At 57.2% G+C, this 14,474-nt stretch carries 14 protein-coding genes; all 14 read right to left on the reverse strand.

The window, feature by feature from the left end; genetic code table 11:
- Nucleotides 1-222: 222 nt before the first annotated feature.
- The 14 genes from NF676_RS19290 to serC all read right to left on the reverse strand — a co-directional run bounded on the left by NF676_RS19290 (nucleotide 223) and on the right by serC (nucleotide 14,450).
- Nucleotides 223-1,176: a UDP-glucose 4-epimerase family protein gene (locus NF676_RS19290; protein WP_095182234.1), complete on the reverse strand. Its 954-nt coding sequence runs from the start codon at nucleotides 1,174-1,176 to the stop codon at nucleotides 223-225.
- Nucleotides 1,173-2,096, reverse strand: a complete 924-nt coding sequence (locus tag NF676_RS19295) for a glycosyltransferase (RefSeq protein ID WP_095182235.1) — start codon at nucleotides 2,094-2,096, stop codon at nucleotides 1,173-1,175. The genes NF676_RS19290 and NF676_RS19295 overlap by 4 nt, the downstream gene beginning before the upstream one ends.
- A 53-nt stretch (nucleotides 2,097-2,149) precedes the next feature.
- Entirely contained in the window at nucleotides 2,150-3,040 is an 891-nt protein-coding gene (gene rfbA / locus NF676_RS19300) for a glucose-1-phosphate thymidylyltransferase RfbA (RefSeq protein ID WP_095182236.1), read from the reverse strand.
- Complete coding sequence (gene rfbD, locus NF676_RS19305) at nucleotides 3,037-3,930, reverse strand: dTDP-4-dehydrorhamnose reductase (RefSeq protein ID WP_095182237.1); 894 nt, start codon at nucleotides 3,928-3,930, stop codon at nucleotides 3,037-3,039. Before rfbD ends, rfbA begins: the two co-directional genes overlap by 4 nt.
- On the reverse strand, nucleotides 3,927-5,003 hold the full coding sequence (gene rfbB / locus NF676_RS19310) for a dTDP-glucose 4,6-dehydratase (RefSeq protein ID WP_095182238.1): 1,077 nt from the start codon (nucleotides 5,001-5,003) through the stop codon (nucleotides 3,927-3,929). The genes rfbD and rfbB overlap by 4 nt, the downstream gene beginning before the upstream one ends.
- Nucleotides 5,004-5,226: 223 nt before the next feature.
- On the reverse strand, nucleotides 5,227-5,466 hold the full coding sequence (locus tag NF676_RS19315) for a LapA family protein (protein WP_095182239.1): 240 nt from the start codon (nucleotides 5,464-5,466) through the stop codon (nucleotides 5,227-5,229).
- A 30-nt stretch (nucleotides 5,467-5,496) separates the two neighbouring features.
- Entirely contained in the window at nucleotides 5,497-5,793 is a 297-nt protein-coding gene (gene ihfB / locus NF676_RS19320) for an integration host factor subunit beta (RefSeq protein WP_007950920.1), read from the reverse strand.
- 153 nt (nucleotides 5,794-5,946) lie between these two features.
- Nucleotides 5,947-6,225 carry a hypothetical protein gene (locus NF676_RS19325; protein WP_073472356.1) on the reverse strand — a complete coding sequence of 93 codons (279 nt, stop codon included), beginning with the start codon at nucleotides 6,223-6,225 and terminating at the stop codon, nucleotides 5,947-5,949.
- A 192-nt stretch (nucleotides 6,226-6,417) separates the two neighbouring features.
- The gene (gene rpsA, locus NF676_RS19330; protein WP_016770920.1) at nucleotides 6,418-8,103 is read right to left on the reverse strand and encodes a 30S ribosomal protein S1; all 1,686 of its coding nucleotides are present in this window, start codon (nucleotides 8,101-8,103) and stop codon (nucleotides 6,418-6,420) included.
- 119 nt (nucleotides 8,104-8,222) lie between these two features.
- Complete coding sequence (gene cmk / locus NF676_RS19335; RefSeq protein WP_252886620.1) at nucleotides 8,223-8,912, reverse strand: (d)CMP kinase; 690 nt, start codon at nucleotides 8,910-8,912, stop codon at nucleotides 8,223-8,225.
- Nucleotides 8,909-11,116, reverse strand: coding sequence for a bifunctional prephenate dehydrogenase/3-phosphoshikimate 1-carboxyvinyltransferase (locus NF676_RS19340; RefSeq protein ID WP_236168542.1), 2,208 nt, complete (start codon nucleotides 11,114-11,116; stop codon nucleotides 8,909-8,911). Before NF676_RS19340 ends, cmk begins: the two co-directional genes overlap by 4 nt.
- A gap of 28 nt (nucleotides 11,117-11,144) precedes the next feature.
- The gene (gene hisC, locus NF676_RS19345; protein WP_252868065.1) at nucleotides 11,145-12,257 is read right to left on the reverse strand and encodes a histidinol-phosphate transaminase; all 1,113 of its coding nucleotides are present in this window, start codon (nucleotides 12,255-12,257) and stop codon (nucleotides 11,145-11,147) included.
- Nucleotides 12,258-12,270: 13 nt separating this feature from the next.
- Complete coding sequence (pheA, locus tag NF676_RS19350) at nucleotides 12,271-13,365, reverse strand: prephenate dehydratase (protein ID WP_016770924.1); 1,095 nt, start codon at nucleotides 13,363-13,365, stop codon at nucleotides 12,271-12,273.
- On the reverse strand, nucleotides 13,365-14,450 hold the full coding sequence (gene serC / locus NF676_RS19355; protein WP_039760041.1) for a 3-phosphoserine/phosphohydroxythreonine transaminase: 1,086 nt from the start codon (nucleotides 14,448-14,450) through the stop codon (nucleotides 13,365-13,367). Before serC ends, pheA begins: the two co-directional genes overlap by 1 nt.
- Between the last annotated feature and the right edge of the window lie 24 nt (nucleotides 14,451-14,474).

Consider the following 14,474-nt stretch of genomic DNA (forward strand, 5'->3'; position numbering starts at 1 on the left):
AGCACAAGGCGGTGGTCATGGTATGAAAAGAGTAATCAGAATGTTGCCTTGAGCCGGAAAAATCCTGCCAAGGCGTACGGATTTGGGCTGCGTAGGGTATCAAGGCGCCCTAATTGGCAAAAGGGTGGCAATCTGCCAATCCATCGAGGGTCAGATCAATTGCTGTGCTTTATCGAGCAAGCCTTAGCGAAAAAGTGACATCCATAAAGAATACTGACACATTTAGCGCTCCCGGAGATGGTTGGCAGTGGCCTGAAGTGCCTGGCTCACGCTGATGGGCGGCGTCCACTCCAGTATTGTGCGCGTCTTTTCCATGTCGACCTGTAACGAGCCGCAGAGTCGCTGAGCTAAGGCTCTCCTACCCAATAAAGCTGCCCCAAGGCGCAGAACAAACGGAGGCACGGGCAACAATCGCGCTCGCACAGTCAGGGCGCTCGACATCCTTTGAAGCAATTGAGTGGTCGAAAGATCTTCGCCATCACTTACCAGAAAAGTTTGATTGGCTGCTTGTGGATGATCGATGCAGGTCACCAAAAGATCCACCAGATTACTGATTGCCACTAAGCTGCGGCGATTGCCCAATGCGCCCAATGGCAGTGGCAATCCTTTTTGCAACCAGCGCATCATATTTAGGAAGTTAGCTTTGACGCCCGGCCCGTAAACCAGGGGCGGTCGAATAATTACCAGCTCCATTGCGGTTTCCAGTGCTATTTGACGCACGACTTCCTCTGCCTCGCACTTGGAAATACCGTAAGGATCAACAGGCGCGGGAATATCGGCTGCGGTAAAGGGTCTCCCGGCGGGTGACTCTTCGCCATTGACCTTGATCGAACTGACAAAGATGAAGCGCTTTACCCCGGACGCTGCCGCATGACGGGCCAGCCGCGCAGTGCCCTGCACATTCATTTGCCGAAACATGGCAAGCGGATCAGCCTCACACTCGTTCATTACATGAACCCTGGCCGCACAATGAATCACCGTCTGGATATTATTCAATGGCGGCAATAAAACGCGCTCATCCAAATCAAAAGGCACGACATCACACAAACCACTCAACCGAGTTTCGCTACGTGCAGCCGCAACTGGTGTGTAGATCTTGTCGAGAAGCAGGCGGAACACCACGGCCTCGCCGACAAACCCCGTCGCCCCGGTCACCAATACCCGAGCACCTTTCATTTGTTTTTCTTCCCGATCACGGCAGTCGCGCAACAAATAAAGAAAAAGAACAGCTTGTCCCTGGTTCGACGACGACATTCACCGGCTTTTAACGACAGCCGCAATAATTGTCGACGCCCCAAAGGTAACCATTGCCGGACGAATGGATCATCGGCGAGACCCACCAACTGCGCAATCATTCGAATCTGAGAAAACCACCAACCGTCATGGATAATTTTATAACGCGCAATCAGTGAATTTATACCTGAATTGGCCCCGACCTGATTACTTTCGTGCTGGCGATAACACATGGATGGCTGCGGATCAATGAACCAGCGTACACCACGACTGCGTGCGAACGCATAGCAATACCAGTCATGCAGACTGACCTGTTGCAAGGCATCCCAATGTTTCAACAATGAGACCTTCAGCAACTGCATCATCCTTTGGCTCATGACATACGTACAGCCCGGTCCGGCAGCCTCAAAGAGAAAGTCCCAGCGGGTTTGCGGCTGGGCCTTGTCCAGTACCTGGTTACGACCATCAGGCCAGAACGCAACTACGTTACTCGAGTAAGCATCCACGCCAAGAGATTTGATCGACCGGATAGCGCGCTCGATCTTGTCCAGATACCAGACGTCATCCTGATCAGCGAACGCGATGAAATCGTAGCCTTCAAGATCAACATCTCGAAGCAAACGGAAGAAGTTGCGGGAGGCCCCACCAAACGCACCGGCGTCGGGCAGGACGATTACGTTCGGATGCTGTGCAGCATAATCGGCGCACCATGCCTCAGTACCGTCAGTGGAGGGATCAATACTTATATAAACGGTTACGTCGACAGCTGTCTGACCGAGGATCGAGGCCAACTGCTCCTCGATCCACTGCATGCCATTGTAGGCGGCCAGCAAAATCGCAACCTTGGGATGTTCTACTGGCATGCCATTCCTGCTTGCAGCGTTAAACATAGCATTGCGAAAGTCAGAACTTTCGATCAGGCAGACGGCGAGTCCAGCAACTTCTGAAGGTATTGACCGTAACCCGTCTTCTTCAGTGCTTGCGCTTGTGCGTTAAGCTGCTCGGCAGAAATCCAGCCATTGTGATAGGCGATCTCTTCCAGACACGCCACTTTCAGACCCTGACGCTGTTCGATCGTGTGAACGAAGTGACTGGCTTCAAGCAGAGAGTCGTGAGTACCGGTATCCAGCCAGGCAAACCCGCGACCGAGCATTTCCACGCTCAGGGTCTGGCGCTCCAGATACGCACGGTTGACGTCGGTGATTTCCAGCTCGCCACGCTCGGAGGGCTTGATGTTCTTGGCGATCTCGACCACATCGTTATCATAGAAATACAGACCGGTGACCGCATAGTTCGATTTTGGCTTCAGCGGCTTCTCTTCGATACTCAAAGCCTTGCCACTTTTATCAAACTCGACGACACCAAAGCGTTCAGGATCGGAGACGTGGTAGCCAAATACGGTAGCTCCCTTTTGTTGGGTACTGGCGGAGCGCAAGTTGTCCGAGAAATGCTGACCGTAGAAGATGTTGTCCCCCAGAATCAGACAGCATGGATCCTGACCGATGAACTCTTCACCAATAATGAACGCCTGGGCCAGGCCGTCCGGACTAGGCTGCTCGGCATAAGTAAGCTTGATCCCGTACACGCTTCCATTACCCAGCAGTTTACGGAAGCACGGCAAATCTTCCGGCGTGGAAATAATTAGGATTTCTCGCATACCCGCCAGCATCAAAACGGACAGCGGATAAAAAATCATCGGCTTGTCGTAAATAGGCAACATTTGCTTGGAAACACCAAGAGTCAGCGGGTGCAGGCGCGTGCCCGAACCACCAGCGAGGATGATGCCTTTACGATTTGTCGTGGTCATTTGTTCAGAACTTCCCTAAGCATTCGGGTTACACCACTTTGCCAATCCGGCAAGTGTAGAGAAAAATTGTCGCGCAGCTTCTGAGTATTCAATCGTGAGTTCAGAGGGCGACGTGCAGGTGTAGGATAGGCTGTGGTTTCAATCGGGTTGACCGCCGTTACAGCTAACTCCTCACCTTGGGCTTTAGCGAAGTCTATGACGTGACTGGCATACCCATGCCAAGACACTTCGCCCGCAGCGGCCAAGTGATAGAGGCCAGCCAACTCTGGACGACTGATAACTCGCTGAATAGCCAACGCCGAAACGTCAGCAATCAGATCAGCACCGGTTGGAGCACCAATCTGATCCGCAATCACATTTAATGTTTCGCGATTCTTGGCCAAGCGCAGCATGGTCTTCGCAAAGTTGTTGCCGCCAGCTCCGTAAACCCAGCTAGTACGAAAGATCAGATACTTACAACCCGCCGCGATAATTGCCTGCTCGCCGGCGAGCTTGCTGGCGCCGTAATGGTTCACTGGCGCAACAGCGTCTGTTTCCTGCCATGGCGTGACGCCTTGGCCACTGAAGACGTAATCCGTTGAGTAGTGAACCAGCCATGCGCCCGACGCTGCGGCTTCTTCCGCCATGACGCCGCTCGCGAGTCCGTTTACGCGATCTGCCAATTCGGTTTCCGACTCAGCTTTATCAACCGCCGTATAAGCAGCAGCATTAACAATAACGTCGGGCTTTATCTGACGAATCGTTGCACGCAAGGATTCAAGATTCGACAGATCACCGCAGAGGCCATCAACAAGGTGACGATCAAGAGCGACCAGTTCACCTAGCGGAGCCAGGGAACGTTGCAGCTCCCAGCCCACCTGACCGTTCTTTCCTAGGAGTAGGATCTTCATGCTTTATTCGAGCGATCCGTATAGTTCTGATCAATCCACTGCTGGTAGCTGCCGCTCTTCACATGCTCAACCCACTCGGTGTTAGTCAGATACCACTCGACAGTCTTGCGAATGCCAGTCTCGAAAGTCTCTTTCGGAGTCCAAGCCAGCTCACGCTGAATCTTGCTCGCATCGATTGCATAACGCACGTCATGTCCAGGACGATCCTGAACATAAGTAATCAGGCTGGCATGCGGACGATGGGCAGAATCAGGACGCAACTCATCGAGCAACGCACACAGGGTATGCACTACCTCAATGTTTTGTTTTTCGTTATGACCGCCGATGTTGTAGGTCTCGCCGATGACGCCTTCAGTGACGACTTTATAAAGCGCGCGCGCGTGATCTTCGACATACAGCCAGTCACGAACCTGGTTGCCTTTGCCGTACACCGGCAGGGGTTTGCCTTCCAGCGCATTGAGAATGATCAGCGGGATCAGCTTCTCAGGAAAATGGCATGGGCCGTAGTTGTTCGAGCAGTTGGTAACCAGTGTCGGCAGGCCGTAAGTGCGGGCCCAGGCACGAACCAGGTGGTCGGAGCTGGCTTTACTAGCCGAATATGGCGAGCTTGGCTGGTAAGGCGTGGTTTCGGTGAAGAGGTCTTCCGGACCTTCGAGATCTCCGTAAACTTCGTCAGTCGAGATGTGGTGGAAGCGGAAATTGGCTTTGCGGGTGTCATCCAGAGCAGCCCAGTAATGGCGCGCAGCTTCTAGGAGTGTGTAAGTGCCAATAATGTTGGTCTGGATGAACTCGGACGGGCCGGAGATCGAGCGGTCAACGTGGGATTCAGCGGCCAGGTGCATGATTGCATCCGGTTGATGTTCACGCAGAACGCGGTCGATCTGATCACGATCGCAGATATCGACGCGTTCAAAGGCATAGCGAGAACTCTGACTGACTTCCGCCAGCGACTCCAGATTGCCGGCGTAAGTCAACTTATCGACGTTGACGACCGCATCGGCAGTGCTAGAGATGATGTGACGGATGACTGCCGAGCCAATGAAGCCGGCGCCGCCGGTAACTAGAATTTTCACGCGAAACGATACCCTTGAGCTGCGGACAGCGCTGCCAGCGAGCGCGGTCTAATCCATGAATGCAGAGGCCACTACCAGTTGGCATCCGTCAGAGTCAGTCTGAATCGACATGCATTAAGGCACGATCGAACAAGGGACGCATTTTACAGCTTAATGATGCTTTTACTAATGGATAAAGACAGGCTGAGGCGCAATTTCGACAGATGCCGTGCGCCTGTCGCTTTTAGACCAGACGTTTACGAGCCGCTCTCGATGTACGCCCTAGAAACCAGCCCAATACAGGACCGATAAGCATACCGATCAGCAACGCCAACACCGCAACAACCGACACCGGCAACTGCGGGCCGGAAAAACCCAGAAACAAAAGCGAAACCGATTGCTGGTTTTCCAGCACAAACGCCAGCACAACCAGAACCATCAGCAGAAGAAAAACGCCAAGCAGTATGCGTTTCAGGTTACGCATTCACGCCCCCTTGAATTTGAATAGCGAAGATCAAGCGCCCTCCTCCTCTTCCTCGTTCACGCGATCACGCAATTCCTTGCCCGGCTTGAAATGCGGCACGAATTTACCGTCCAGACTTACCGACTGGCCGGTTTTCGGGTTGCGGCCGACGCGCGGTGCGCGATAGTGCAGGGAGAAGCTGCCAAATCCACGGATCTCGATACGATCACCGGTGGCGAGGCACTGAGACATTTGTTCAAGCATGGTCTTGATGGCCAGCTCCACATCCTTGGATGAGAGTAGCCCTTGATGGGTGACAATTCGTTCGATCAACTCCGACTTCGTCATATTTTTCCCTTCTTTTTCAAGCAGCTAGATCAGCGCTTGAAAGGTTTTAGCATGCCCGGAAGAATTTGAACAGCCCAGGGATTGACATATCTTTCCCGGGGTCAAAACGCCCATTTTCAGGGCACTCCAGTGGCGAGTCGGATCGCTGCTCACCTAACGACACATCACCAGCATGGTCCGGGTTACAAAGCCTGCCGGATTGAAGCCGAACGGGTATTCGTCTTCATCTTTGGCATCGTCAGAGCGGGTGATGACCTTATAGCCCTTGCCTTTACACTCCTTCGCTGCACGCTTCTGGCACTTTTCCCAACCGGAACCCAACCCGGAGCAATCGACCTCGATACCACTGACGCCGCGCACCGCATGGGTTTTCGCACTAGTGGTGCAACCTGCCAGCGCCAATACCACCGCAACAACAAATAACTTGTTCATCCACTTCCTTATGCCAGGCAAGCCTGACGACTAATACTCAAGATCAAGCTTAGTCGCGAATAGGCGATTGATCCGATTAAAGAAACAGACCCGCAGGGGAAGCCAATGGTTTCATGCACGCACGTACAAAGACCAAATTGCAGGCACAAAAAAGGGCGACCGAAGTCGCCCTTTTTAATGATCAAGCAGAACTCAGTTCTGTTTGGCCATTGCTTGACGCAGCAGTGCCGCCATAGTGGTGTCAGCTGCTTCGCCTTCCGGAGCTGCTTTCAGGCTCTGGATGGCTTCTTTCTCTTCAGCGTCGTCTTTCGACTTGATCGAGAGCTGGATTACGCGGCTCTTGCGATCAACGCTGATGATCTTGGCTTCAACTTCCTGGCCTTCTTTCAGAACGTTGCGCGCGTCTTCAACGCGGTCACGGCTGATTTCGGAGGCTTTCAGGGTAGCTTCGATGTCGTCGGCCAGAACGATGATGGCGCCTTTGGCGTCAACTTCTTTCACGGTACCGGTCACGATAGCGCCCTTGTCGTTAACCGAGACGTACTCGGAGAACGGATCGCTTTCCAGTTGCTTGATGCCCAGGGAGATGCGCTCGCGCTCTGGGTCAACCGACAGGATGACGGTGTCCAGCTCGTCGCCCTTCTTGAAACGACGTACGGCTTCTTCGCCCACTTCGTTCCAGGAGATGTCGGACAGGTGAACCAGACCGTCGATGCCGCCGTCCAGACCAATGAAGATACCGAAATCGGTGATCGACTTGATGGTGCCGGAGATCTTGTCGCCCTTGTTGAACTGGCCAGAGAAGTCTTCCCATGGGTTCGACTTGCACTGCTTGATGCCCAAGGAGATACGACGACGCTCTTCGTCGATGTCCAGAACCATGACTTCCACTTCGTCGCCGACTTGTACGACTTTCGAAGGGTGGATGTTCTTGTTGGTCCAGTCCATTTCCGAAACGTGCACCAGACCTTCAACGCCTTCTTCCAGCTCAGCGAAGCAGCCGTAGTCGGTCAGGTTGGTAACACGAGCAGTTACGCGAGTGCCTTCTGGGTAACGGGCTTTGATAGCAACCCATGGATCTTCGCCCAGTTGCTTCAGGCCCAGGGAAACACGGTTGCGTTCGCGATCGTATTTCAGAACCTTGACGTCAATCTCGTCACCAACGTTGACGATCTCGGAAGGATGCTTGATGCGCTTCCAGGCCATGTCGGTGATGTGCAGCAGGCCGTCCACGCCACCCAGATCGACGAATGCGCCGTAATCGGTGAGGTTTTTGACGATACCTTTGACTTGCTGGCCTTCCTGCAGGGATTCCAGCAGAGCTTCACGCTCGGCGGAGTTCTCGGCTTCGAGGACGCTGCGACGGGAAACGACAACGTTGTTGCGCTTCTGGTCCAGCTTGATGACCTTGAATTCCAGCTCTTTGCCTTCCAGGTGCGTGGTGTCGCGCACTGGACGGACGTCAACCAGGGAACCTGGCAGGAACGCACGGATGCCGTTAACGTCGACAGTGAAGCCGCCTTTAACCTTACCGTTGATAACGCCCTTGACCACTTCCTCGGCTGCGAAGGCTGCTTCCAGAACGATCCAGCATTCAGCGCGCTTGGCTTTTTCACGGGACAGCTTGGTTTCGCCAAAGCCGTCTTCAACCGAATCCAGAGCAACGTGAACTTCATCACCAACGTTGATGTTCAGTTCGCCAGCATCGTTGTAGAACTGCTCAAGCGGGATGAGTGCTTCAGACTTCAGACCAGCGTGAACGGTTACCCAGCGAGCCTGGTAATCGATATCAACGATAACACCGGTGATGATGGAGCCTGCCTGAAGGTTCAGGGTTTTCAGGCTTTCTTCAAAGAGTTCCGCAAAGCTTTCGCTCATTTTAATTCCTGTAGATGAGGGCGAAGTAAACGCCCATCTCCACACCCCAGACGGTGTGGGTTAGTTTCATTTAAAAGAAGCACCGCAGGACTATGACTGGTCCCCTGCGACCTTCTTGGTCACCCGGCGATATCGCGAATGGCGATCTCGCTCATGATGCGTTCAAGCACCTGATCGATGGAAAGCTCCGTTGAATCCAGCTGAATCGCGTCGGCCGCCGGCTTGAGCGGGGCTACTGCGCGCTGGGTGTCACGCTCATCGCGTGCACGGATCTCATCTAGCAGACTCGACAGACTAACACCCTCGACTTTGCCCTTCAACTGCAAATATCGACGGCGCGCCCGCTCCTCGGCACTGGCGGTGAGGAAAATCTTCAGCGGTGCACCCGGAAATACCACCGTGCCCATGTCGCGACCGTCCGCCACCAGACCCGGCGCTTCCTGGAAAGCACGCTGGCGCTGCAGCAGCGCCTCGCGTACGGCGGGCAGCGCAGCCACTTGCGAGGCCCCGGAACCGACGCTTTCGGTGCGAATGACATCGCTGACTTCGTCGCCTTCGAGAATGATCCGCTGCAGCTGACCTTCGGTCGCGGCGATGAACTGCACATCCAGATGAGCGGCCAATGTCTTCAGCAGCTCTTCATTGGTCAGGTCGACGCCATGGTTGTGCGCAGCAAACGCGAGCAAGCGATAAAGCGCACCGGAATCCAGCAGGTTCCAGCCCAGACGCTTGGCCAGAATCCCGGCAACCGTGCCTTTGCCGGAGCCGCTTGGCCCATCGATGGTGATGACCGGTTCAATGTTTTTCACGACTGAGCCTCTTGTGCCACACGAATGCCGACTTGCCCGCACAGCGCGAGGAAGTTGGGGAACGAGGTCGCGACGTTGGCGCAATCGTGGATGCGGATCGGTGCGGTAGCGCGCAACGAGGCAACGCTGAAGGCCATGGCGATACGGTGGTCGCCGTGACCGTGCACTTCACCGCCGCCGATCTGGCCGCCGTCGATGATGATGCCGTCCGGGGTCGGTTCGCACTTGACGCCCAGCGCCAGCAAGCCGTCCGCCATGACCTGAATCCGGTCGGATTCCTTGACTCGCAGCTCTTCGGCGCCGGTCAGCACGGTCCGCCCTTCGGCGCACGCAGCCGCGACGAACAGTACCGGGAATTCGTCGATGGCCAGCGGCACCAGTTCCTCCGGAATCTCGATACCTTTGAGTTTAGCTGCGCGCACGCGCAAGTCAGCCACTGGTTCGCCACCGACCTCACGCTGGTTTTCCAGAGTGATATCGGCACCCATCAGCCGCAGGATGTCGATCACGCCAGTACGGGTCGGATTGATGCCGACGTGCTCAAGCACCAGCTCGGAGCCCTCGGCGATTGAGGCTGCGACCAGGAAGAACGCCGACGACGAGATATCGCCCGGCACTTCGATGTGAGTCGCGGTGAGCTTGCCGCCGGACTCGACCGAAGCCGTGGCGCCGTCGACGCTGACCGGGTAGCCGAAGCCACGCAGCATGCGTTCGGTGTGATCGCGGGTCGGTGCTGGCTCGGTCACCGTGGTCTTGCCTTCAGCATAGAGACCGGCAAGCAGCAGGCAGGATTTCACCTGAGCACTGGCCATCGGCATGGTGTAGGTCAGGCCCTTGAGCTTATGGCCACCGCGAATGGTCATCGGTGGACGACCTTCGGCAGCGGTTTCGATCACGGCGCCCATTTCTCGCAAAGGATTAGCCACGCGATTCATCGGACGCTTGGACAGCGAAGCGTCGCCGGTCAAGGTGCTGTCGAAGTTCTGCGCCGCCAGCAGGCCAGAGAGCAGACGCATCGAGGTGCCAGAGTTGCCCAGATAGATTGGGCCCGGCGCAGGTTTCAGGCCGTGCAGGCCGACACCGTGGATGGTAACGCGGCCGTGGTGCGGGCCTTCGATGACCACGCCCATGTCGCGGAATGCCTGCAAGGTCGCCAGGGCGTCTTCGCCCTCAAGGAAGCCTTCGACTTCGGTGACGCCTTCGGCCAGCGAGCCGAGCATGATCGAACGGTGGGAAATCGATTTGTCACCCGGTACGCGAATCCGACCGGACAGGCGGCCACCAGGTTGAGCCAGGAAGATCAGATCGTTGGAATTCATAGCGTCCACATAGGCCCTGCGGGCCAGGATTTTACTGAAATGCTCGCGGGCAACCCGGGCGCGCGTGAAAACGCCCAACAATTGGTGCCCATCCCCTGCATCGACCGCGTCGCGCAAGGCGTCGAGGTCGCTGCGAAATGTATCGAGTGTGCGCAGGACAGCCTCGCGATTGGCGAGGAAGATGTCGTGCCACATCACCGGGTCGCTTCCGGCGATTCTTGTGAAATCGCGAAAACCACCGGCAGCGTAACGGAAGATCTCCAGATTTTCATTGCGCTTGGCCAACGAATCGACCAGACCGAAGGCCAGCAGGTGCGGCAGATGGCTGGTCGCGGCCAGCACTTCATCGTGACGCTCGACCTGCATGTGCTCGACATCGGCGCCCAGTTCGCGCCACAGGCGATCGACCAGCGCCAGCGCGGCAGGATCGGTCTGCTCGAGCGGCGTCAGGATCACCTTGTGCCGGCGGAACAGCTCGGCATTCGAGGCTTCCACCCCGCTCTGCTCGGAACCGGCAATCGGGTGCCCGGGGACGAAGCGCGCCGGCATGCCGCCGAACGCCTCGGTCGCCGCGCGCACCACGTTGCCTTTGGCGCTGCCGACATCCGTAAGAATCGCCTGCCCCAGATCCATGACAGCCAGACGCGCGAGCAGCTTTTCCATGGCCAGAATCGGCACCGCCAGCTGAATCACATCGGCACCGACGCAAGCCGCCGCCAAATCGTCTTCGCAGCGATCAACCACACCCAATTCGACCGCGAGCTTGCGCGATTGCGGGTCAAGATCAACACCGACCACCTCACGGCACAGGCCGCTTTCACGCAAACCCTTGGCAAACGAACCACCGATCAACCCCAGACCGACCACCACAAGGCGACCGATCATAGGTGCAACAGGTTGCAGCGCAGTGACATCAACCACGAGCCAGAACCTTGCGCAGCGCCTCGAGGAAACGGCTGTTTTCCGCCGGCAGACCGATGGTCACCCGCAGGTGGTCCGGCATGCCGTAATTGGCCACCGGACGCACGATCACGCCTTCGCGCAGCAAGCCCTGGAAAATCGGCGCCGCGACCTGGCCGAGATCGACACAAATGAAGTTGCCTTTGGACTCGATCCAGCTCAGCCCCAGCTCACGAAAACCCGCCTGCAACTGCTGCATGCCGGCTTCGTTGAGCTGACGGCTTTGCGCCAGATATTCATCATCTTTCAATGCCGCACAGGCCGCCGCCAAGGCGAGGCTGTTGACATTGAACGGCTGGCGAACGCGGTTCAGCACGTCTGCCACCACAGGCGTCGACAAGCCATAACCGACGCGCAGCGCGGCCAGACCATAGGCCTTGGAGAAGGTGCGCGACACCAGCAGGTTCGGGTACGCCGCGAGGAAGTCGAGACCGTCCGGCAAATCACTGCCTTCGGCGTACTCGATGTAAGCCTCGTCGAGGACTACCAGCACATGCTCGGGAACGTCCTGCAGGAATTCGTCCAGCGCTTCGGCGCCGAACCAGGTGCCGGTCGGGTTGTTCGGGTTGGCGATGAACACCACGCGAGTGTTGGCATCGATGGCCGCAAGCATCGCCGGCAGGTCATGGCCCCAGTCTTTGGCTGGAACGACTTTGGCCTGCGCACCGACAGCTTGGGTAGCGATCGGATACACCGCGAAGGCGTGCTCACTGAACACCGCATTCAGGCCCGGCGCCAGATAGGCACGCGCAACCAGCTCAAGAATGTCGTTGGAGCCATTGCCCAGCGTGACCTGATTCAGCTCGACGCGGCACTGTTCGGCGAGCAGCGACTTCAGGGCGAAACCATTGCCGTCCGGGTAGCGGGTCAGCTCGGCCAGCTCTTCGCGGATCGCCGCCAATGCCTTCGGGCTGGCGCCCAATGGGTTTTCGTTGCTCGCAAGTTTGACGATTTTTGCCGGATCCAGATCCAGCTCGCGCGCCAGTTCGTCCACAGGCTTGCCCGGAACGTACGGCGAAAGTTGTTGCACGCCCGGCTGTGCCAGAGCGAGGAAGTTGCCACTCATTTGCTACCGCCCCTTAGAGAACTGCTTTCGGGTAGGAACCCAGCACTTTGAGTGCTACTGCTTCCTGACTGATCTTTTCCAGCACACCTTTGATCAACGGATCACGGTGGTGGCCGACGAAGTCGATGAAGAACACGTAGGTCCATTTGCCGCTGCGCGACGGACGGGTCTCGATCCGGGTCAGGTCGATCCCGTTGTCATGGAACGGCACCAGCAGCTCGTGGAGCGCGCCCGGCTTGTTGCTCATCGATACGATGATCGAGGTCTTGTCGTCGCCGGTCGGCGGCACTTCCTGATTACCGATCATCAGGAAGCGCGTCGAATTGTCCGGACGGTCTTCGATCTTCTCGGCCAGACGCGTCAGGCCATACAGCCCTGCCGCCATGTCGCCAGCGATCGCTGCCGAATTCCACTCACCCTTGACCCGTTTAGCCGCTTCGGCGTTGCTCGACACCGCGACGCGTTCGACATTCGGGTAATGCGCGTCCAGCCACTTGCGGCACTGGGCCAGCGACTGCGCGTGGGAATAGATGCGACTGATGCTGTCGGTCTTGGTGTTTTCGCCGACCAGCAGATGATGGTGGATGCGCAGCTCGACTTCGCCACAGATCACCATGTCGTGCTCGAGGAAGCTGTCCAGCGTGTGGTTGACCGCGCCTTCGGTGGAGTTTTCCACCGGCACCACGCCGAAATTCACCGCACCGGCGGCGACTTCGCGGAACACTTCGTCGATTGCCGCCATCGGCTTGCTGATCACAGCGTGGCCGAAGTGTTTCATCGCTGCCGCTTGGGTGAACGTACCTTCAGGGCCGAGATACGCCACTTTCAGCGGCTGCTCCAGCGCCAGGCACGACGACATGATTTCGCGGAACAGCCGCGCCATTTCTTCGTTGCCCAGCGGCCCCTGATTGCGCTCCATCACACGCTTGAGCACCTGAGCTTCGCGCTCGGGACGATAGAACACCGGCACTTCGCCTTCGGCCAGCGAGGCCATCTTCACGCGGGCGACTTCCTGGGCGCAACGCGCACGCTCACTGATCAGCTCGAGGACTTTGGTGTCCAGAGCGTCGATGCGAACGCGCAGTGCCTTGAGTTCTTGCTCGGACATCAGCCGTGTTCCTTCTCGAATTCCGCCATGTACGCCACCAGCGCGTTGACCGCGGTGATGTCGACGGCGTTGTAGATGGAGGCGCGCATGCCGCCCACCGAGCGGTGGCCCTTGAGATTGAGCAGGCCGCGCTCGTCGGCACCGGCGAGGAACGGCTTGTCCAGACGATCATCAGCCAGACGGAACGGTACGTTCATCCACGAGCGATCCGACTTGTTGATCGGGTTGCTGTAGAGGCCACTGGCGTCGATGAAGTCGTACAGGGTGCGCTGCTTGACGTCGTTGAGCCTGGCGATCGCTTCGACGCCGCCCTGCTCTTTCAGCCATTGGAACACCAGACCGGACAGGTACCAGGCCAGCGTCGGCGGGGTGTTGTACATCGAGCCGTTATCGGCCGCGACCTTGTAGTTGAGCATGGTCGGGCACAGCGAGCGGGCCTTGCCGAGCAAGTCTTCGCGGATGATGTTGACGACGATGCCGCTCGGGCCGATGTTCTTCTGCGCGCCGGCGTAGATCATGCCGAAACGCGAAATATCGACCGGGCGCGAGAGGATGTCGGAAGACATGTCGGCAACCAGTGGCACGTCACCGGTTTGCGGGATCCACTGGAATTCCAGACCACCGATGGTTTCGTTCGGCGCGTAGTGAACGTACGCGGCATCTTTCGACAGATTCCACTCGTTCTGGCCTGGGATGGCGAAATAGTCGTAAGGCTTGGCAGTGGCAGCCACGTTGACGTGGCCATAGCGCGAGGCTTCTTCGATGGCTTTCTGCGACCAGATACCGGTGTCGATGTAGTCGGCCGAGCCGCCTTCAGGCAACAGGTTCAGCGGGATCTGCGCAAACTGCTGACTGGCGCCGCCCTGCAGAAACAGCACTTTGTAGTTCGACGGGATATTCAGCAGGTCACGCAGATCCTGCTCGGCCTGGGTGGCGATGGACACGAACTCATCGCTGCGATGGCTCATTTCCATGACCGACAGACCCTTGCCGTGCCAATCAAGGAGTTCACCCTGGGCGCGCTGCAGGACAGCTTCAGGCAGCGCCGCCGGACCGGCGCAGAAGTTATAGGCTCGCTTGCTCACATCCAATCTCGCTCTGATTTGGTG

Source organism: Pseudomonas siliginis, from assembly GCF_024072275.1.
Lineage (GTDB): Bacteria > Pseudomonadota > Gammaproteobacteria > Pseudomonadales > Pseudomonadaceae > Aquipseudomonas > Aquipseudomonas siliginis.